General features: G+C 38.6%; 18 protein-coding genes. All 18 read left to right on the forward strand.

The window, feature by feature from the left end:
* The 18 genes from RYX56_RS00660 to iolD all read left to right on the forward strand — a co-directional run bounded on the left by RYX56_RS00660 (window position 1) and on the right by iolD (window position 22,261).
* On the forward strand, window positions 1-501 hold the full coding sequence (locus RYX56_RS00660; protein ID WP_317120211.1) for a tripartite tricarboxylate transporter TctB family protein: 501 nt from the start codon (window positions 1-3) through the stop codon (window positions 499-501).
* A gap of 48 nt (window positions 502-549) precedes the next feature.
* Complete coding sequence (locus tag RYX56_RS00665) at window positions 550-2,025, forward strand: tripartite tricarboxylate transporter permease (protein WP_439108461.1); 1,476 nt, start codon at window positions 550-552, stop codon at window positions 2,023-2,025.
* Window positions 2,026-2,086: 61 nt separating this feature from the next.
* Window positions 2,087-3,121, forward strand: a complete 1,035-nt coding sequence (locus tag RYX56_RS00670) for a tripartite tricarboxylate transporter substrate binding protein (RefSeq protein WP_317120213.1) — start codon at window positions 2,087-2,089, stop codon at window positions 3,119-3,121.
* Between the two features lie 199 nt (window positions 3,122-3,320).
* A complete protein-coding gene (gene kdgD / locus RYX56_RS00675; protein ID WP_317120214.1) occupies window positions 3,321-4,259 on the forward strand; it encodes a 5-dehydro-4-deoxyglucarate dehydratase in 939 nt (312 codons plus the stop codon).
* 29 nt (window positions 4,260-4,288) lie between these two features.
* A complete protein-coding gene (gene gucD / locus RYX56_RS00680) occupies window positions 4,289-5,752 on the forward strand; it encodes an alpha-ketoglutaric semialdehyde dehydrogenase GucD (RefSeq protein ID WP_317120215.1) in 1,464 nt (487 codons plus the stop codon).
* 94 nt (window positions 5,753-5,846) lie between these two features.
* Window positions 5,847-7,208 (forward strand): glucarate dehydratase, encoded by a 1,362-nt coding sequence (gene gudD, locus RYX56_RS00685; RefSeq protein ID WP_317120216.1) that lies wholly within the window; start codon window positions 5,847-5,849, stop codon window positions 7,206-7,208.
* A 12-nt stretch (window positions 7,209-7,220) separates the two neighbouring features.
* Window positions 7,221-8,177, forward strand: coding sequence for a hydroxyacid dehydrogenase (locus RYX56_RS00690; RefSeq protein WP_317120217.1), 957 nt, complete (start codon window positions 7,221-7,223; stop codon window positions 8,175-8,177).
* Window positions 8,178-8,222: 45 nt separating this feature from the next.
* Window positions 8,223-9,749, forward strand: coding sequence for a galactarate dehydratase (gene garD, locus RYX56_RS00695; RefSeq protein WP_317120218.1), 1,527 nt, complete (start codon window positions 8,223-8,225; stop codon window positions 9,747-9,749).
* A 45-nt stretch (window positions 9,750-9,794) separates the two neighbouring features.
* Window positions 9,795-11,126, forward strand: a complete 1,332-nt coding sequence (locus RYX56_RS00700) for a hypothetical protein (protein ID WP_317120219.1) — start codon at window positions 9,795-9,797, stop codon at window positions 11,124-11,126.
* Between the two features lie 291 nt (window positions 11,127-11,417).
* Entirely contained in the window at window positions 11,418-11,873 is a 456-nt protein-coding gene (locus RYX56_RS00705; protein ID WP_317120220.1) for a hypothetical protein, read from the forward strand.
* A gap of 362 nt (window positions 11,874-12,235) precedes the next feature.
* Window positions 12,236-14,011 (forward strand): solute:sodium symporter family transporter, encoded by a 1,776-nt coding sequence (locus RYX56_RS00710; RefSeq protein ID WP_317120221.1) that lies wholly within the window; start codon window positions 12,236-12,238, stop codon window positions 14,009-14,011.
* 3 nt (window positions 14,012-14,014) lie between these two features.
* The gene (gene iolG, locus RYX56_RS00715) at window positions 14,015-15,037 is read left to right on the forward strand and encodes an inositol 2-dehydrogenase (RefSeq protein ID WP_317120222.1); all 1,023 of its coding nucleotides are present in this window, start codon (window positions 14,015-14,017) and stop codon (window positions 15,035-15,037) included.
* Window positions 15,038-15,060: 23 nt separating this feature from the next.
* Complete coding sequence (locus RYX56_RS00720) at window positions 15,061-15,891, forward strand: sugar phosphate isomerase/epimerase family protein (protein WP_317120223.1); 831 nt, start codon at window positions 15,061-15,063, stop codon at window positions 15,889-15,891.
* A 118-nt stretch (window positions 15,892-16,009) separates the two neighbouring features.
* Entirely contained in the window at window positions 16,010-16,816 is an 807-nt protein-coding gene (iolB, locus tag RYX56_RS00725; protein WP_317120224.1) for a 5-deoxy-glucuronate isomerase, read from the forward strand.
* A 67-nt stretch (window positions 16,817-16,883) separates the two neighbouring features.
* Window positions 16,884-17,879, forward strand: a complete 996-nt coding sequence (gene iolC / locus RYX56_RS00730) for a 5-dehydro-2-deoxygluconokinase (protein ID WP_317120225.1) — start codon at window positions 16,884-16,886, stop codon at window positions 17,877-17,879.
* An 18-nt stretch (window positions 17,880-17,897) separates the two neighbouring features.
* Complete coding sequence (locus tag RYX56_RS00735) at window positions 17,898-18,761, forward strand: class II fructose-bisphosphate aldolase (protein WP_317120226.1); 864 nt, start codon at window positions 17,898-17,900, stop codon at window positions 18,759-18,761.
* An 18-nt stretch (window positions 18,762-18,779) separates the two neighbouring features.
* Window positions 18,780-20,240, forward strand: coding sequence for a CoA-acylating methylmalonate-semialdehyde dehydrogenase (locus tag RYX56_RS00740; protein ID WP_317120227.1), 1,461 nt, complete (start codon window positions 18,780-18,782; stop codon window positions 20,238-20,240).
* 98 nt (window positions 20,241-20,338) lie between these two features.
* Entirely contained in the window at window positions 20,339-22,261 is a 1,923-nt protein-coding gene (iolD, locus tag RYX56_RS00745) for a 3D-(3,5/4)-trihydroxycyclohexane-1,2-dione acylhydrolase (decyclizing) (RefSeq protein ID WP_439108446.1), read from the forward strand.

Consider the following 22,261-nt stretch of genomic DNA (forward strand, 5'->3'; position numbering starts at 1 on the left):
ATGTTAAAACTTAGTAATGATGGAGTTGCAAGCGTTTTCTTATTGGCGATTTCAGTTCTTATGTTCGTTGCCACTTATAGCATCCAACAAATGACGGTTTCAAATATTGGTGCAGATTTCGCACCTAGATTAGTAGCTGTTGGGTTGTTCATTCTTAGTGTCATTTTACTGATCACTTCTATTAGGAAACAAAAAAATCCTAAGGCCACACTTGAAGAAGAGGTGGAGGAAGATGAGGAAATAGATGCTAGCCAACCAATAAGTAAAAAGTCAGTCTTATTGACAACAGGGTTATTGATTGGGTACGTTGCTCTAATTCCTATCATCGGTTTTTTACTGATGACGGCCATTTATCTATTTTTGCAAATGTATGTCTTAGCTGAAAAGTCACACCGAAATATTGTATTGTTTTTGGTTGTGTCGATCGTCTCTTCTGGGCTTATCTATTATTGCTTTAAATCTATTTTCTACTTAAGACTACCAGCAGGGATTTTAGGATAAGGAGGTGTTAGAGTGTTCGATCTCTTTTTACAAGGGTTCTCTGAAGTAATGACCTTTCAAACGATTCTTTTGATCTTACTTGGTACGGCAGTAGGGCTCATCTTTGGTTCGATTCCTGGATTAACTGCCACGATGGCCATCGCAATTGTTCTTCCCATGACATTTGGTATGAGTGCAATGGATGGGATGGCTATTTTAATGGGATTATATATCGGTGGGATTTCAGGGGGGCTAATTCCAGCTATTCTATTAAAATTACCTGGAACACCTTCATCGATTGCTACTACATTTGATGGCTATCCGATGGCTAAAAACGGAGAAGCAGGAAAAGCTTTTGGTTACGCGATCTTATTCTCATTTTTAGGGGGGTTATTAAGTATCATTATTTTGATGCTCTTATCTCCGCCTTTAGCGAAAATTGCGCTGAAATTTGGTCCATACGAATATTTCGCCATTACAGTGTTTGCCCTGACGATGATTTCAAGCCTTGCAGGAAGCTCTCTCGTAAAAGGGTTAATAGCGGGGTTAATGGGGATCGCTTTAGCTATGGTAGGATCTGCTCCCATTGACGCTTTTCCGAGATTTACATTTGGATATAGCGCGCTTGATGCCGGATTTAATATCTTGCCTGTCTTAATTGGATTATTTGCGGTTGCAGAAATTATTAAGGCTTCTGAGAGAAAGATCAAGAAAGGCAAATCGGTGGATTACAAAATGAAAGGTTTTGGCTTTTCAGTTAGGGATTTCTTTAAGCAAGGTTGGAATGGATTAAGATCGAGTTTCATTGGTACTGGAATTGGAATTCTACCAGGGATTGGTGGAGGAACAGCAAATATTATTGCTTACGTCACAGCAAAAAATCGTTCCAAAAATCCTGAAAAGTTTGGAAAGGGAACCCCGGATGGAGTGGTAGCGTCTGAATCAGCTAATAATGCTGCAGTAGGCGGGGCTCTTGTCCCATTAATCGCTTTAGGAATTCCAGGAGATACCGTTACAGCCCTTTTACTAGGTGGATTGGTTATCCATGGATTGACACCCGGACCACTCCTTTTTCAGAATAACGGAGATATTGTCTATGGGATTTTTATCGCTTTAATTATTGCCAATATTGCGATGATTGCTCTCCTCTATTATGGGATGAGGTTCTTCACAAAAATTTTAAGTATACCAAAATATATTCTTTTACCTATTATTCTCGTTTTATGTGTTGTTGGAGCAATAGGTGTAAACAACAGAATGTTCGATGCTGCTGCATTATTATTCTTTGGGATCCTTGGTTATTTAATGATCAAATATAAGTTCCCGATCGCACCAATCATTCTCGGATTTATCCTTGGCCCGCTGGTTGAAACGAATCTTCGTCGAGGGTTGATGTATTCACAAGGAGATTTCATACCGTTTCTCACTCAGCCAATTGCGGCGGTATTTTTACTCTTAGCTGTCTTATCGATTGTTTTTAAATTAAGAGATAATTACAAGAAGAAAAAACTAGATGAGATAGACGGGATGAACACAGGAATGTAATGCTGGTTTTGATAGAGATCATAGCTCTATTAAGATAGAAAAAACTTTTGGGGAGGGTTTTATGATGAAAGGTTATTTGAAACCAATTTTAATGATGTTGGCAGTATGGTTTCTAAGTGCTCTAATTGTTGGATGTTCGAGTGAGGGTGGCTCCGGTGAAGCAAGTAATTCCACAGATAATGGGGCTGAAGGGTCTAGTGCTGAAAATGTTGAGGGAGCTGTAGATTATCCGACAGGGCCAGTTACAGTTGTTGTTCCTGCTGGTGCCGGTGGAGATACAGACATTAATGCACGTACATTTGCTAAATACCTTGAACAAGAATTAGGTCAGCCAGTTGTTATTTCAAATGTAACTGGGGCAGGAGGTACAGTAGGTGCTCGTGAAGTATTAGATGCAGATGCAGATGGACAAACGGTTTTATTCTTCCACAATTCATTGCTGTTAAATAAGATTTTAGGTCTAGTTGACTTTAGTTATGATGATTACAAGCTTGCTGGGATCTCAATTTTAGATGAGGGAAATACGTTCATGGTTAGTGGTGATTCGCAATTTGAAGATCTACAAGATTTAGTGGACTATGCCCGTGAAAATCCAAATGAAGTATCGATTGCAACTGAAGTTGGTGGATTTACGCACCTACAATTATTAGCACTCGAACAAGACCAAGATATTGAGCTTAATATTGTTGATGTTGGAGGCGCTGCAGATAAAATTGCTGCACTTCTTGGTGGACATATTGATATTGTACCGACATCTCTAGGTCTAGTGAAAGAATATGTGGAATCCGGTGATATGAGAACACTGGGGATCATGGCTGAAGAAACAGCAGACTTAATGCCTGAGGTACCTACATTTAAAGAACAAGGTGTTAATAGTAGTTTTGAAAAGTTCTTCTTCTTTGGATTCCCATCAGATACTCCAGATGAAGTCGTTGAGAAATTCTCAAGTGCGATGGAAACTGTCATCAACAATGAGGAGTATAGAGCAGAAGCTGAACAATATTTAGTATCACCAACATATATGAATCCTGAAGAAACAGCTATCTACATGCAGGAGGCAGAAGCTTACTACGAAGAGCTTTATGAGCAAGAATAAATCATTCACCCTATCCAGCTTACATCAATTCTCATGAATCATGTTATAGCAGGGTAGGTTGGATCAAACTTAAAGAGAATAATTGATGTAAACGATGCAATAACGAAATCTTTTTTTTGAGTGAATTTGTAAGACAATTAAACTATAAAACAAACGTAAATGGTCGCTAAGTTAGCGAGACATTAAAGGAGATGAAGGTATGGACACTAGAAAAACATTCCCGCGAGGTATTCTTGGTTTCCCAACAGCACCATTCAAAGAAAATGGAACGATTGATGAAAAGGCACTTGAGATAAATATTGACTTTCTTATTAATGAAGGACTTAGTTCTATTTTCATTGCATGTGGATCTGGAGAGTTTCATGCGATTAGTAGGGCTGAATATCAAAAAATGGTTGAAGTTGCGATCAAGATAACAGCTGGCCGCGTTCCGGTCTATACAGGAGTTGGTGGCAATATTTCGGATGCGGTTGAGCTAGTAAAGTTATCAGAAGATTTAGGTGCAGATGGATACTTAATCTTACCTCCTTACCTTATTGATGGTGAACAAGAGGGGTTATACAACTACTATAAGGCAATTATCAAAGAAAGTGAGCTTGATGCAATTCTTTACAACCGCGACAATGCCATTGTAAACCTTAATACGCTTCAACGCCTGGTAAATGAATTCCCGCAAATCGTCGGGTTAAAAGATGGTTGTGGAAATATGGAGTTAAACTTAGAGCTTGTTCAGACTATCGGTGATCGTCTGGAATGGTTAAATGGAATGCCTTTTGCAGAGATTACTATGCCTGCATATGCGCAAATTGGCTTTAAATCTTACTCATCAGCTATGTCGAACTACATGCCGCATATTTCACGCCTTTTCTTTAATGCGCTCAATGAAGGAAATGAAGAAGTAGTGAATGATATTTACGTGAATGTACTACTACCAATTAATTCAATCAGAAAGTCTAGAAAAGGATATGCCGTATCTCTGATTAAAGCTGGGATGAAAATACAAGGATTCCCTGTAGAAAATTCTGTACGACCACCATGTATTCCAGTTGAAGAGGATCACTACAATACGTTAAGTAAGATTATTGATGAGTCGCTAAAAAGATACCCAGTAGAGAATAAAGAAATTACAAAACTATAAACTTTTTTAACATAATAGGAGGATTATCTATGTCAGTAGAAACAAAAAATAAAACGTATTTAAATTATGTGAATGGTGAATGGATCACTTCTTTAAGCGGAGAAGTGAAAACCAATCGAAACCCTGCCAATACAGATGATGTTGTTGGTTCGATTCAATTATCTACGAAAGACGAACTAGGCTCTGCAGTTGTGGCTGCAAAAGTGGCACAAAAAAAGTGGAGAAATTTATCTGGGAATGATCGAGGAGCGTATCTATTTAAAGCTGCTGACATACTAGAAAGTCGATTAGAAGAAGTGGCTAAATGTATGACACGTGAGATGGGGAAAACCTTACCAGAAGCCAAAGGCGAGACAGCTCGTGGAGTAGCCATCCTTCGTTATTATGCTGGTGAGGGATTACGTAGTGAAGGAGATGTTATCCCGTCTACTGATCCAAGCGCGATTATGTTTACAAGACGTGCTCCTTTAGGTGTAGTAGGTGTGATTACACCATGGAATTTTCCTGTTGCGATTCCATTATGGAAGATGGCACCGGCTTTAATTTATGGGAATGCAGTTGTCATTAAACCAGCCCAAGAAGCGGCTGTAACATGCGCAAAGGTAGTGGAATGTTTAGAAGAAGCAGGATTTCCAAAGGGAGTGGTGAATTTAGTAACGGGTTCAGGTTCGGTCATCGGGCAAGCTTTAACAGATCATCCTGATGTGAGTGGTATTACATTTACAGGCTCAAATACAGTGGGTAAAGGTATCGGTCAAGGTTGCTTAGCACGAGGCGCTAAATATCAGCTTGAAATGGGTGGTAAAAACCCTGTCATTGTAGCGAAAGATGCAGACCTTAATCTAGCAGTGGACGCAACAATCAGTGGTGCTTTCCGTTCAACAGGCCAAAAATGTACGGCGACAAGTCGTGTCATTGTTGAAGCTGGTATCTATGAAAAGTTCAAAGAGAGATTATTAGCAAAAACTGCCGAAATAACAGTCGGCAACGGTTTAGAAGAAAATATTTGGATGGGGCCTTCTGCAAGTGAAGGGCAGTTAAATACCGTCCTTCATTATATTGAAAAAGGAAAAAGTGAAGGAGCTACGTTGCTTGCAGGTGGAAACAGACTAACGGGTGGAGACTATGATAAAGGCTACTTTGTCGAGCCGACCATTTTTGAAAATGTATCTCCAGATATGACGATTGCCCAAGAAGAAATTTTTGGACCAGTAATTGCTTTAATTCAAGTGAATACCCTTGAGGATGCTCTTCAAGTGGCCAATAACGTAGAGTTTGGATTAAGTGCTTCGATCTTCACGACAAACATTGGGCATATGCTTTCTTTTGTTGAAGATATGGAAGCGGGTCTTGTGCGCGTGAATTCAGAAAGTGCTGGTGTAGAACTACAAGCTCCATTTGGAGGCATGAAACAATCGAGTTCTCATTCTCGTGAGCAGGGGCAAGCAGCAAAAGAGTTTTTCACTTCCATTAAAACTGTATTTGTTAAATAAGTGAGCGTGACCAAAAGGATCATTATTCCTTTTGGTCACGCTTGAACTAGTGTATCAATCTGTATTTCTTACATTATGTAGAGGTGGGATCGGGATGCAAATTCAACATATAAATAACGAAAAAGCAACATCAACTCCAATGGTAACAGAGCTAAAGGTAATTCCTGTTGCGGGTCACGATAGCATGCTCTTGAATCTAAGTGGAGCACATAGTCCATTTTTTACACGAAATATCGTTATTTTAACAGATAGCTCCGGAAATATTGGAGTAGGTGAAGTGCCAGGTGGAGAGGGCATTAGAAAAACATTAGAAGATGCCACTCCTTTAGTTGTTGGGAAATCGATTGCTAGGTACAATACCATCTTAAACAATATACGGACTCAATTTGCTGATCGTGATTCGGCGGGTCGCGGACAGCAGACATTTGATCTGAGAATTACGATTCATGCTATTACTGCGCTTGAGTCTGCTTTACTAGATTTGTTAGGTAAGCATTTACATGTACCCGTTGCTGAATTACTTGGAGAGGGTCAACAGCGAGATAAAGTAGAGATGTTAGGCTATTTATTCTATATAGGAGATCGCACTAAAACCGATCTTCCATATTTAAGTGATCCTAATGGCGAAGATGCATGGGCTGTGCTCCGTCATGAAGAAGCAATGACTCCTGAATCGATTGTTCGATTAGCTGAGGCTGCACATGAGCGCTATGGGTTTAATGATTTTAAGCTCAAGGGAGGCGTATTGGGCGGGGAAGAAGAGATGAAGGCTGTAACGGCACTTGCAGAACGTTTTCCAGAAGCTCGAATTACTCTAGATCCAAATGGTGCATGGTCGCTTGATGAAGCAATCAATCTATGTCGTGATAAGCATGATGTCCTTGCCTATGCAGAGGATCCTTGTGGTGCCGAAAATGGCTATTCCGCGCGTGAAGTGATGGCTGAATTCAGGCGAGCTACTGGATTGAAAACAGCTACGAATATGATTGCGACAGACTGGAGACAAATGGGGCACTCGATCTCATTGCAATCAGTTGATATCCCATTAGCAGATCCGCATTTCTGGACGATGCAGGGGTCCGTTCGTGTGGCTCAAATGTGTCATGACTGGGGGTTAACATGGGGATCACATTCGAATAACCACTTTGATATTTCACTTGCCATGTTTACACATGTCGCAGCGGCAGCACCAGGTGAGATCACGGCTATTGATACTCATTGGATTTGGCAAGATGGGCAAGAGCTCACTAAAAATCCATTAAAAATAAAAAATGGAATGGTTGATGTTCCACAGCAGCCAGGGTTGGGTGTCGAGCTTGACTTAGATCGCATTGAAGAAGCTCATAGTCTTTATAAAAGGGAAGCCTTAGGAGTACGTGATGATTCGGTTGCGATGCAATATTTGGTGCCAGGTTGGCAGTTTGATAATAAGCGTCCATGTCTAGTTAGAGACTAGGGAGATGAGGCTATGAGTTACAAGGTAGTGATAGCAAAGGGTGTTTCAGAGGTTGGAAAAGCATATCTACTAGAGAGGAACTATACAGTCATAGCTGATGCCACACCAGAGCGCATTCGTGATGAAATAAAAACGTGTGATGCTATTTTAGCAAGAACAGAGGTTTACACTCCAGAAATGTTAGAAGAAGCAAATCATTTAAAAGTCATTGCAAAAAACGGTGTTGGTTATGATAACTTTCCATTAGAAAAAGCAACGGAGCGAGGTATTTATATTACAAATGCACCTCATTCTAACGCAGTATCGGTCGCTGAGCATACGTTAAGTCTGATGATGGCCCTGGCTAAAAATCTACTAATCAGTCATTCAAACTTACAGATTGGAAACTTCGATGTGCGAAATCAAATCGTGAACTGCGAATTAGAAGGAAAGGTGCTAGGAATTATTGGCTATGGAAGAATTGGTTCGATCTTAGCTAATAAAGCGTCGAATGCTTTAAATATGAATGTGATTTGTTATGACCCTTATGTTAACCCAAAAGCAGTCATACCAGAGGTCAAAGTAATAAATCAACTAGAAAGGGTTCTTTCACGTTCTGATTTTATTAGCTTACATCTCCCTCTAACCAATGAAACAAAGGGCTTGATTAGTGGAAGAGAACTGAGTGTGATGAAGAAAACTAGCTTCTTACTGAATGCCGGAAGAGGTGGGTTAGTGAATGAAGCTGATTTATTCTTTGCTCTAAAAGAAAAAATCATTGCTGGTGCTGCAATAGATGTGTTTGAGGAGGAACCACCAGCTCCTGATCATCCGTTATTATCTCTAGACAATATTCTTGTAACGCCTCATAGTGCGGCTCTTACTGTAGAGGCAAAAGATCGAATGGCCCTTCATGCAGCAATTGGAATTGATGAAGTGCTATCTGGCAGACAACCAAGTTGGCCAGTCAATCAACCTGATCTATCATAGTGAATGGGTAACTAGATAAATAGAAAAATGGAAGGAGAGGATCTCATGACTGGAGATAAAATAGTAAATGAAATCCCACTCTATATCACAGTCCATTCTAACGATAATGTCGCAATCATCGTTAATCCAGGTGGTCTAAAAAGAGGAACTGAGTTTCCATGTGGATTGAAGTTAATAGAGTTTGTTCCTCAAGGACATAAAGTTGCTTTGCGAGATTTAGAGCCAGACGAACCGATTATTCGGTATGGGGAAGTAATAGGGTATGCAGAGGCTTCAATTCAAAAAGGGAGCTGGATAAAGGAGTCATTGATAGCTTTACCTACTGCACCGATATTAGATGAGTTATCACTAGCTACAAGAAAAGTTGATTCTCCTGCTCCTCTTGAGGGCTATACATTTGAAGGGTACCGTAACTCAGATGGAACAGCTGGAATCAAAAATATATTGGGGATCACGACAAGTGTTCAATGTGTAACGGGTGTTCTCGATTATGCAGTGGAAAAAATAAAGAAAACCATTCTTCCACAGTATCCAAATGTTCATGATATCGTCGCGCTCAATCATGCGTATGGGTGCGGAGTGGCCATCAATGCTCCTGAGGCAAAGATCCCCATTCGTACGATCCAAAATATCGCCACTCACCCTAATTTTGGTGGAGAGGTTTTAGTTGTTGGACTAGGCTGTGAAAAGTTACAGCCAGAGCGATTAAGTGACCAATCTAATATACTATCTCTCCAAAATCAACCCGGATTCAATTCGATGGTCAATGAGATTATTAAAATGGCAGAAGAACGTCTCGAAAAGCTTAATGAGAGACAAAGAGAATCGATCCCGGTGAAGGACTTAGTTGTTGGCTTACAATGTGGGGGAAGTGATGCGTTCTCTGGAGTTACGGCAAACCCAGCTCTAGGATATGCAGCAGACTTGCTTGTCAGAGCAGGTGCAACGGTACTGTTTTCAGAGGTGACGGAAGTTCGAGATGCCATTCATCTATTAACCGAAAGAGCAGTCAATAAAGAAGTCGGACGCTCACTCATTAAGGAAATGAGATGGTACGATCAGTATTTAGAAAAAGGCGATGCTGATCGCAGTGCGAATCCTTCTCCTGGAAACAAAAAAGGCGGGCTTTCAAATGTGGTGGAAAAGTCTCTTGGATCAGTAGTGAAGTCTGGAACGAGTCCGATATCAGGTGTTGTCCCTCCTGGTGAAAAAGCAACAGAAAAAGGGCTGCTTTTTGCTGCTACTCCAGCAAGCGACTTTGTGTGTGGCACCCTTCAATTAGCAGCGGGAATGCATCTTCAGGTTTTTGCGACTGGTAGAGGAACACCGTATAATCTCTCGATGGCCCCTGTGATTAAAGTATCCACTCGTAATTCTTTAAAAGAAGAATGGAATGATTTAATAGATATTAACGCAGGTACTATTGCGACGGGCGAAGCAACAATTGAAGATGTTGGTTGGGAACTTTTTCACTTTATTTTAGATGTGGCTAGTGGCAAAAAACAAACATGGGCAGATCAGTGGGGCATCAGTAATGACCTTAGCCTATTTAACCCGGCTCCAATTACTTGACTTTCAAATGCTTGTTAGCTGAATTTGTCGGGAAAGGGGGAGCTGGTGCGTAGTTATCTCATTTTAACGATGTGTTTATTATTTTTAATGTACTATTTTGTAAATAGTACATGGTTAGGATATCTCGTCGTTATCATTGCCATATTAGCGTTTTTAACGAGTGCGTATTATTCTCGTGGATTTCCTAGAATAATAGGGTCTATCATGATGGGGGTAGGGATTACATTAGAATTGAATAAAGGAGCAGGTATAGAAGGGGTAAGTCAAGGAGTGTTGCTTATTTTGCCCCTTCTTTGTTTGGTCACACTCTCTCCCTTGCTCTCTATGCCTTTAAAAATAAGTGGCTACTTCAAGTCTGTTGAATCCTTACTCCAAAACTTATTGCACCACCCTAAGAAGCTATTTTTTGGAATCACGAGTTCCCTATTTATTTTAAGTCCCATTTTAAATTTAGGCTCTATAAGAATCATTAGTGAATTTTTAGAAAACCTAAAACTACCTGCGGCTATGTCTGCCAAAAGCTACTTGATTGGCTTTTCATCTGCCCTTATGTGGTCCCCGTACTTCGCTTCGGTTTCTCTTGTTTTGTATTATTTAAATATGCCTGTTGGACGGTATATTTTATATGGGCTATGTCTATCCTTTCTTTCATTATTAATTGGCAATCTTTTATTTTTCGTGTGGCAGAAGAAACACTCTATTTCTACAAGTGGGCATCCTGAAAAAAGCTTAGACTGTACACATAAAAAGCAACTTGTGAAACTAGTTTTATTTGTTATCTTGATCATGATCTCCTCCTTAGCAATTGAATATGTGACGAAGTGGTCGATGGTTATTATCGTAAGCTTAATTTCAATCACGCTGCCTCTAATATGGGGGATCTTATCTAATGGTTGGAAAAAGCTCAACCCTTTATTAAAAGTCTATCGTGATCAATCTGTTCCGATGCTAAATAATGAAATCATGCTCTTTATGAGTGCAGGAGTATTAGCACATGCCATTCAAGGGACGACACTAGCAAATCGAATAAGTGATTCACTAACCATCATAGCGAATCAATCCTTCTTACTATTTGCTTTAGCTGTTATGGGTATAGTATTAGTCATCACATATATTGGCGTTCATCAAATTGCTGTTATTGCCGCTTTGGCCATGCAACTGAATGCTGATGAACTTGGAATTAGCAATCTAGCACTTGCAATGCTTTTATTACTTACCTGGTCCATATCTGCTTCTCTCAGTCCATTTTCAGGGCTAAACTTAATGGTGAGTCGCCTTGTTGGCATGACCGGAGTTCAGACAGGCTTACGAACAAATGGCGCCCATCTGATCGTTTTAGCCATCTTAGGTATAAGCTTTGTGATATTTATGAAATGAGTGAAGTAGATTGCTAATCTAAAGCTGTTTGATAAAGTCTTGTACCTTAATAGGTACGAGGCTTTTTGTTTTTTCTTCCCTCTATAAAACGAATTATGATATGTTTATAGGGAATGAATTCCAGTTTATTCTGTTAGGTATTGGTGGTTTACATTAATATTTCGGGATATGTCTTATTAATAATCCAAGTTTTCTACATTACTATCTAAACTTACTTAATGATTCTATTGGTTTGTCGGACTTGAGATTCCATTAAAAAAATCCAAAAAACCTAACATAGAGGTGAGATGATTGTTTAATGTATTCAAGAAGAAGCAAAAGAGAGAGGAAACAACTCAATATAGCCTTGTCATTATAACTGAAAAACTAATGGAAGATTCAGTGTATGATGAAGTGTTGAATAGGTTTGACGATCATGTAGGAAATATTGGCTTCTCCGGCAACTTAACGAGGGGTGTAGACAGAAGTGTTTATATCCAAAAAATCGAGGATCATATCAACATCACAGCCTACCCAGAGCCTTTCTTTGTAATCGTTCGAATTGACTTCGAGGAAATCAAGGAGAAAGAAAAAGCATTGGAGAAAAAACATAAATGGAAAAAGTTCTTTGATACGATCCCTTTAACAGAATACATAACGATCTATGATGAAGTCCATACAAAGCCTGAAAATATCGTTTTCCATACGGGTGATATGGATGAAGCGATCGCGTTTTTGAAGGAACAGGAACATACTCTTGATAATTAGAATCCTTGATCTCTCTTTTTAAAGGAGAGGTCAAGGATTTTTAAATTTTAAAAAAATAGATTGATTTTTTTAAAGTAAGTTACTATAATCTAGTTAAGCGCTTACTTTTAGAAAATTTAAACTTCTCATTAGTGTACTCACCTTTTGCAATAAATAGTGTATTTCCGTCTAGAAAGTGCTTGTATTAATGATTAACTTATGCAAATGAAGTTTGAATATATAATTTAAGCCATTTTTTTTGATGAGTTAATTAAGCGCTTTCCTAAATTGTCGGACCTAGATTCTATTAATTGTAGGAGAAGTAAGTGTAACTTTTTATGATGCAAGTTGCTTCTTAAATTAACACTTATAGGGGGGATTGGATGTTTTGGGTAATCTTAGCTTCATTTTTGATCTACACATTGTTTGTCATGTGGTTTTCATGGTACAAGACTAGAGGTACAGATTTAAGTAGTTCTGATGGTTACTTTTTAGGGGGAAGAAGTTTGACTGGGATTGTAATTGCCAGCTCCTTAATATTAACCAATTTATCTACAGAGCAAATAGTAGGATTAAATGGTCAAGCGTATAGTGAATCGATGGCGGTTATGGCTTGGGAAGTAACAGCCCCTCTAGCGCTAATCTTCATGGCAATCATTTTTTTACCGAGGTATTTGAAAACAGGGATTGCCACAATTCCAGATTTTTTAGAACAACGCTTTGATCTAAGGACAAGGCAAGTTGTATCTGTACTCTTTTTAATGGGGTATGCAACTGTATTTCTTCCAACAGTATTGTATTCAGGTTCGTTGGTCATTGATGGGATCTTTGGTTTAACAACCCTAACTAATTTAAGTACTTTTCAAATTGTGCTATTTATTTCACTAATGATTGGTTTAATTAGTTGTGGCTACGTTATTCTAGGGGGACTTCGTGCAACCGCTTACAGTGATACGATTAATGGTATAGGCTTAATAATTGGTGGCTTGACCATTCCGGTACTGGCGTTAATTGTTATTGGTAGTGGTAATTTCTTTGAAGGGGTAGGCCAGTTAATCGATGCAAATCCTACCAAACTTAATGCACTAGGGAATCATGAATCTCCTGTTCCATGGAGTATCTTAATTACTGGTATGTTTTTCAACAATCTTTTCTATTGGTGTACGAATCAATCGATTATTCAACGTTCATTAGCAGCAAGAAACTTAGCGGAAGGGCAAAAAGGTGTACTTTTTGCAGGCATATTTAAGATTTTCGGTATGACGTTCTTAGTTTTACCAGGCATTATTGCTTATTTGCTATATGGTAATACTTTAGCGAATGCGGATACTGCTTATCCAACGTTAATTACAGATGTAATGCCAGTCGTGCTCTCGGGTTTTCTAGCAGCTGTATTATTTGGAGCGATTTTAAGTTCATTTAATAACGTTATCACAAGTTCAATAACGTTATTTACATTAGACATTTTCAAGCCTATTTTCAAGCCAAACGCGAAAGAAAAAGAACTTGTTAAAGTGGGTCGAGTATTTGCTGCTTGTTTAGCAACAGTGGCTGTATTAATTGCACCTTTAATCATTTATGCACCAAGTGGTTTATTTTACTACTTAAATGAAATGAATGGGTTTTATAGCTTACCTATTCTTGCGATGATTGTAGTTGGTTTCTTCACTAAACGAGTACCAGCACTGGCTGCAAAAGTAGTGGTAGTCACTCATATCTTTTTCTATGGAATCAGTAAGTTTATCATTCCAGATGTGAACTTTCTATATGTATTAGCGGTGCTATTTCCACTTAATGTTTTAACAATGTTAATCATTGGTAGATGGAAACCGATGGAAGTACCTTATGAGATGCGTGATTCTCAAGTAGTCGATGTTACACCATGGAAACATGTTAAGTGGTTCTCAGCATTAATTGTTGTTTTAATGGTAGGAGTATATGCGCTATTCTCTCCAATTGGAATAGCTGCTGCTGAAGAGGGTTACTATTCACCATGGTCAGTTGTATTTCTTGGGCTTTCATTGTTGTTTGTTGCAGTTGTTATATGGTTTTGGCGTGATACAAATCATAAATTAGACAGAAAATTTAATTATGAGCAAGTAGACAAAAAGGAAATTGATTTTGAACAAACCATTACGATGGAGAAAAAGGGGTCTTAACGAATGAGTAAAATAACAGTTGGAATTATTGGTGCAGGTCGTATTGGACAATTACATGCAGACAATATCTTACGTTCAGATTTACTAGAAGTGAAATATTTAGCAGATGTATCAATTAATCACCTTAAAGGTACTCACTATGAAGATAATATTCCTGTAATCACTGAAGATCCTGAGAATATCTTTAGAGATCCTACAATTCAGGCTGTGTTTATATGTTCATCGACTGATACACATGCTGAATTTATTAAAAAGGCAGCGAGAGCAGGAAAGCATATCTTTTGTGAAAAACCAGTGAGCTTTAATGTTGAAGAAACGAAAGAAGCGTTAGAGGTTGTAAAAATTTCTAATGTGAGATTGCAAGTTGGATTTAATAGAAGGTTCGATAAACATTTTAAAAAGGTACGTGAAGTTGTAATGGAAGGAAAAGTAGGTCAACCACAGTTAATTAAGGTCAGTTCCAGAGATCCTCAAGCCCCCCCGGAAGAATATGTGATGCGTTCAGGTGGGATGTTTATGGATATGACCATTCATGATTTTGATATGGTTCGTTATCTTAGTGGTAGTGAAGTTTTAGATGTGACAGTGAAGGCTGCCAATTTAGTAGATCCGATGTTTGGTCGTCACGGGGACGTGGATACAGCTATTATTACATTGACGTTTGAGAATGGGGCAATCGCAGTCATTGATAATAGTCGTCAAGCTGTATATGGCTATGATCAGCGAATTGAAGTTTTCGGTGACAAAGGTACAGTAGCAGCTGAGAATGAAGCACAAACTAATGTTCAAATTTCTACAAAAGATTGTGTTTATCTCGATAATCCTAAACATTTCTTCCTAGACCGTTATAAAGAGGCATACATCATTGAGATTGAAGAATTTGCAAAGGCAATTAGTGAAGGTAAGGAAGTTGTTTGTACAGGTGAAGATGGTTATCGTGCAGAGCTCCTAGCCCTTGCAGCATCTATATCTTGGAAAGAAAAGAGATCTGTTTTAATGGCAGAATTATTAACTGTTGAAGTATAGCTTTTAGTCGAAGGAGGAGTTATATGAAAATTGCTTATAATCAAGCAACTACATTGCCATCATCCACCCTTAAAGATGATCTGCGTTTTTGTGAAGAGAATGATTATGATTTTATTGAAATACGTATTGATAAGCTTAAAGAATATCTAATAAACCATACCGTCGGTGACTTAAAACACTATTTTTGTCACTCAAAGATAAAACCTTTATCATTTAATGCAATCGAAAGTTTTACCTTTCAACACGAGACCAAATTTAATCTGTTGAAAGAAGATGTGCGTTTAGTTGAGTCTATTGGTAAGGAAATTGGATGTGATATGGTGGTGGCTGTACCTAGTTTTGATGTCGGTGATCGATCATGGAGTGAAATTAACCAAGAAACTCAAAGGTGTTTAAATGAATTTTTAAGCATTACGAATGAATCCCAATTAAGATTTGCAATAGAATTTGTTGGATATCCACATTGTTCTATTAATACACTAGACCGTGCTCATGAAGTTGTACGTGAAATGAATGACCCGAGGGTTGGGTTAGTCATTGATTGTTTCCACTTATACGCAATGAATTCTAACTTATCTATAATAGGTGAATTAACAAAAAAAGAACTGTTTTTATTTCATATTGATGATGCCGAAGATATTCCGCCAGGGATGATACGTGATCAACATCGAGTTTGGCCAGGAGAAGGAGTAATCGATCTTGAGAGAATTATAAAAGCAGTTAAAGATATAGGATTTGAAGGGCCGGCTTCAGTTGAATTATTTCGCCCTGAGTATTGGAATATTGAGCCACAAGAATGTATCAGAGTTGCTAAGATGAAAACCCAGGATTTGTTGAAGGAGTTAAACATTTAATCATCACAGAAAAAGTATTTGCATAATTCAAATTTATCAAGTAAGATATCTTTAAAGAAGTTAAGCGCTTACCTTTGTTATTTAGTTAAGCGCTTAACTAAATCTTGGAGGGATTGGAATGTCTAAGTTACTTGTTAAACCGCAAGCACCAAATCAGCAGGGGAAAATTCTAGACGTAACTCCTGAATCAGCAGGGTGGAAGTATGTAGGGTTTGAAGTATATACTTTGAAATCCGGTGAAAGCATTGAGAATCAAACGGAAGATAAAGAGATTTGCTTGGTATTATTAACTGGTAAAGCAACTGTTAAAACAAGGAATGAAGTTTTTGAAAAGGTCGGTAAGCGTTTAAATGTATTTGAGAAAATCCCGCCATATTCGATTTATATTCCTAATAATGATTTCTATCATTTAGAAGCTTTAACAGAAGTGAAGGTTGCTGTTTGTTCAGCTCCAGGTAAAGGAAACTACTCCGCTCGATTAATTGGACCAGAAGATGTTGGTATGGAAGATCGCGGTTCTGGAAAGATGTCACGTAAGGTTCATAACATACTACCTGAAACGGAAGAGGCCGATAGCCTATTAGTGGTTGAGGTTTTCACTCCAGATGGAAATACTTCAAGTTATCCGCCACATAAACATGATCAAGATAATTTACCAGAGGAATCATACCTTGAAGAAACTTATTATCATGAGCTTAATCCAAGTCAAGGGTTCGCCTTTCAACGAATCTATAATGATGATAGGAGCTTAGATGAAACAATGGCTGTAGAGCATCAGAATGTAGTATTAGTACCAGAAGGATATCATCCCGTTTCTTGTGTACCAGGATATGAATCTTATTATCTTAATGTCATGGCAGGCCCAATAAGAACATGGAAGTTTAATAATGAGATAGCCCATGAATGGTTGTTTGTAACAAAATAAATCAATGAAAAAAATTTTAAAATATAAGTTAAGCGCTTAACTATTTAAGCGGTTAGGAGGTATGATTATGTACAACTTAAATTATCAAGCTGATCGTCCGTTGGATTTGATAGGAGTCGGGAGATTATGTATCGATTTGAATGCAGACCAATTTAATTGTCCTATGGAAGAAACGAGTTCTTTTACAAAATATGTTGGCGGTTCACCTGCAAATATTTCCATTGGAGCTTCAAGGTTAGGTCTTAAAACGGGTTTTATTGGGAAGGTCTCAGATGATCAAATGGGTCGCTTTATTGTTAACTATCTAAAGAATGATCACATTGACACGACGAATGTAGCAATCGATAAAACTGGTGCTGTAACTGGTTTGGCATTTACTGAAATTAAGAGCCCTGAAGATTGTAGCATTTTGATGTATCGAGATAACGTAGCTGATTTAAAACTAAGTACAGATAACATCTCTGAAGATTACATTAAATCTTCAAAGGTATTACTTATATCAGGTACTGCTCTTGCAGCTTCTCCTTCAAGAGAAGCGGTGTTTCTTGCTCTAGAACATGCAAGGAAACATGGTGTAGTTGTAGTATTCGATCTTGATTATCGTCCGTACACATGGACATCTGATAAGGAGACGGCAACATACTATAACCTTGCAGCTGAAAAATGCGAAGTGATTATTGGGACGCGTGAAGAATTCGATATGATGGAACAATTCTATACTGAAAAGAACACAGATAAACAAACTGCTTCTAAGTGGTTTAGCCATCATGCCGAGATTGTGGTAATTAAGCATGGTGCAGAAGGCTCTATTGCTTATACCAAAGATGGTGAATCATATACAGGTGGAACCTTCAAAACAAAAGTGCTTAAAACTTTTGGTGCAGGGGACTCCTATGCATCTGCGTTTATATACGGATTAATGAATAAGTGGGACCTACCAAAAGCAATGGAATTTGGAAGTGCATCAGCAGCCATTGTCATTTCTCGCCATAGTTGCTCAGATGCGATGCCTTCTGTTAAAGAAATTAATAAATTTATAGATCATTCAAAAACGAATGTTTAAGAGAGAGGTGAAGTAAATATGCTTGTTACCCTTACAGATGTCTTAAAAGATAGCAAAGAAAAAGGCTATGCCGTACCTGCTTTCAATGTGTTTGGTTATGAGGATGCAAAAGCTTGTATATTGGCAGCCGAAGAATTAAATGCACCAGTTATTTTAGCGACAAATAAAGTGGCCATTTCTCATATGCCGATCACAATCCTAGGAAGCATACTTACGCAACTTGCTGAGTCCTCATCTGTCCCAGTGGTTGTGCATTTAGATCATGGTAAAGATTTTCAAACTGTAGCGCAAGCTCTGAAGGCAGGGTACAGTTCCATTATGTATGATGGCTCACAGTTGTCACTTGATGAAAATATTAAAACAACCAGAGAAGTAGTGAAGCTTGCACATGCGTTAGGTGTTCCCGTCGAAGCAGAAATTGGTGCAGTTGGTTATAGTGACCCTAATTTAGGAGTGAGGGCTATACTTACAAACCCTGAGGAAGCGAAAGTATTTGCAGAAGGTACAGGAGTTGATGCATTAGCAGTTGCGGTAGGAACGCTTCATCGTATGGAAGAACAATCAGCAGAAATTCGCTATGACTTAATAAATGAGATTGAAACGTTGGTGTCTGTGCCTCTCGTTATGCATGGATCGACTGGGATTCCAGATGAAGATTTGAAGAAGATAGCCAAGACGAATTTCGGAAAAGTGAATATTGGTACAGCACTTCGTATGAAATTTGGTCACTCGCTCCGTGAACAACTCGATAAGAATCATGATGTATACGACCGTATTGAACTTTTTGGCAAAGCGATGGACGAGGTGAAAGAAGAAGCAATCCAAAAAATGCGCTTATTAAATACGCAAAACTACCAACCTAATACATTAGTACTTAATTAAGAATATGGAGGGATTTTGATGACAACAACTACAGTGAAAACGTTAAAGAATTATATTGGTGGAAAATGGATTGAATCAAAATCAGATAAAACAGATGAAGTTGTGAATCCTGCAACAGGTGAAGTAATTGCTCATGTTCCACTTTCTTCTTCAGAAGATGTAGATTATGCAGTTCAAGTGGCTCAAGAGGCATTTGAAGAATGGAAAGAAGTTGCCGTTCCTAAGAGAGCACGAATTCTATTTAAGTATCAACAATTACTTGTTGACAACTGGGATGAGTTAGCAGGATTGATCACTCTTGAAAATGGCAAAAACTTAACCGAAGCAAAAGGTGAAGTTCAACGTGGTATTGAAAATGTTGAATTTGCCGCAGGAGCCCCAACATTAATGATGGGAGATAACTTACCTTCAATTGCTACTGATCTTGAATCCGGTGTATACCGTTACCCAATTGGAGTAATTGGTGGCATTACGCCATTTAACTTCCCGATGATGGTTCCCTGTTGGATGTTCCCAATGGCCATTGCGACAGGAAACACGTTTATCTTAAAACCATCAGAGCGTACACCGCTGTTAGCGAATCGTTTAGCTGAATTACTTGAGGAAGCGGGTTTACCTAAAGGGGTTTTTAATATTGTTCATGGTGCTCATGATGTAGTGAACGGTATTCTTGACCACAAAAAAATTGCAGCTATTTCGTTTGTTGGATCTCAACCAGTAGCAGAGTATGTGTATAAAAGAGGAACAGATAATTTAAAGCGTGTTCAGGCACTTGCTGGTGCAAAAAATCACTCGATCGTTTTACAAGATGCAAACTTGGAAAATGCAGCTACTCAAATTCTAAATGCGGCATTTGGTTCAGCTGGAGAGCGTTGTATGGCTGCCTCAGTAGTGACGGTAGAAGAGTCAATTGCAGATGAATTTGTTGCAAACTTAGTTCAAAAAGCTAATGAAATTACCATTGGTAACGGAGTAGATGAGGGCATTTTTCTTGGTCCAGTTATTCGTGAACAACATAAAGAACGGACACTACAGTATATTGAAGCGGGTAAGAAAGCAGGAGCCACATTAATTCGTGATGGACGAGATGACACAGCTGCTATGGAAAAAGGCTATTATGTAGGGCCAACTATCTTTGATCATGTAACAACAGAAATGCAAATCTGGCAAGATGAAATTTTTGCACCGGTCTTATCTGTTATTCGTGTAAAAAATTTAGACGCTGCGATCGACGTATCAAATGAATCAAACTTTGCAAATGGTGCTTGCATCTATACACGTGATGGTGGGTCTGTGCGTAGATTCCGCGAGAAAATTCATGCTGGAATGTTAGGAGTAAACCTTGGGGTACCTGCACCAATGGCATTCTTTCCTTTCTCAGGTTGGAAGGATTCGTTTTATGGCGACCTTCATGCTAACGGAAAAGACGGAGTTGAATTCTACACTCGTAAAAAAGTCGTGACTACTCGTTGGGTATAAAAAGGAAATGGGTTGTCGGGTAAAAAGGAGTCTTGACTCCTTTTATCCGGCTTTATTTTTACCTTCTAAAAAAACGTTATAAATATGAGGTGAGATCAATGAAATTAACAATGGCACAGGCTTTAATTAAATTTCTAAACAATCAATATATCGAAGTGGATGGGGAAAAATCACCACTCTTCAAAGGAATCTTCACTATATTTGGACATGGAAATGTACTAGGGATTGGTCAAGCGCTCGAAGAAGACCCAGGTTACCTTGAAGTGTATCAAGGACGTAATGAGCAAGGGATGGCACATGCTGCAATGGCCTTTGCAAAACAAAAGCATCAAAAGCAATTAATAGCGTGTACCTCTTCTGTTGGACCAGGTTCAGCAAATATGGTTACAGCTGCAGCTACTGCGAGTGCTAATAATATTCCTCTTTTGCTCCTGCCAGGTGACATTTTTGCTAGTCGTCAACCAGATCCAGTCCTTCAACAAATTGAACAAACCTATGATTCTTCTATCACTACAAATGATGTCTTTCGTCCTGTAAGCAAGTATTGGGACCGAATTACAAGACCAGAACAACTAATGTCTGCAATGCTTCAAGCTATGCGAGTACTGACAAATCCCAAAGAGACCGGTGCGGTGACAATTGCATTGCCTCAAGATGTTCAGAGTGAGGCTTATGATTATCCAGCATCTTTCTTTAAAAAGAGAATTCATAGATTTTCGCGAAACACCCCACTTATTGAGGAAGTAAAGGATGCAGTAGCTCTAGTTAAAGGTAAGAAAAAGCCACTAATCATTTGCGGTGGGGGAGTTAGATACTCAGAAGCTGCACAAGTTTTAAGTGAATTTGCTGAGACATTCAACATTCCTATAGCAGAAACACAAGCAGGAAAGAGCGCGTTATCTTCCACGCATTTTTTAAATGTAGGTGGGATTGGCGTGACTGGAAATGCATGTGCCAACCAACTTGCAAAACAAGCAGATCTCATTATTGGAGTGGGGACTAGGTTTACTGATTTTACTACTTCATCAAAGCAGTTATTTCAAGAGGAGTCTGTTGAATTTTTAACAATCAATATATCAGAGTTTCATGCAGGAAAACTAGATGCTACTAAACTCGTTGCGGATGCCAAAGTAGGTATTCAAGAGTTGACTTCCAACCTAAAAGAGATTGGCTATCAATCTACTTATACAGATGAGATTTCGACCTTGAAAAAAGAATGGGAAAATGAACTCGAGCGTTTGTACAACGTGAATTATCAAACTGAAGCATTTAAACCAGAGGTTAGTGGGCACTTGGATGAAGCTTTACCTGAATATGTAGAAGCACTAGACTCATGTTTAACTCAGACAACAGTAATTGGCAAGGTTAATGATTTGATTGATGAAGATGCAATCATTGTTGGAGCTGCTGGAAGCTTACCAGGTGATTTACAACGGATGTGGGTAGCACGAAAACCTAACACTTATCATATGGAATATGGGTACTCATGTATGGGTTATGAGGTTTCAGGAGCACTTGGGGTGAAAATGGCTGAACCTGAAAAAGAAGTGTATGCCATGGTTGGTGATGGTAGTTACTTAATGTTGCACTCAGAACTCATCACAAGTATACAAGAAAATAAAAAGATAAATGTACTTCTATTCGATAATGCTGGGTTTGGGTGCATTAATAATTTACAAATGGGTCATGGTATGGGAAGTTTCGGGACTGAATTTAGAAAGCGTAATCAAGATAATAGACTAAATGGTGAACTAATGTCAATTGATTTTGCGCGTTCCGCTTCTGGGTACGGGGTTGTAACATATACGGTTAAGACACTAGAAGAATTGGAAGCTGCTCTTGAAGATGCAAAAAAACAAACTGTTTCAACTTTAATCGATATTAAAGTTCTGCCTAAAACGATGACGGATGGCTATGATGCTTGGTGGCATGTTGGGGTTGCGGAAGTATCTAAGAAAGAATCGACTAAACAGGCTTATAAGCGAAAAGAATTAGATTTACAAAAAGCTAGAAAGTATTAA

Origin of the sequence: Alkalihalophilus lindianensis, from assembly GCF_032843265.1 — a bacterium.
In the GTDB taxonomy this organism is placed as follows: domain Bacteria; phylum Bacillota; class Bacilli; order Bacillales; family Bacillaceae_D; genus Alkalihalophilus; species Alkalihalophilus lindianensis.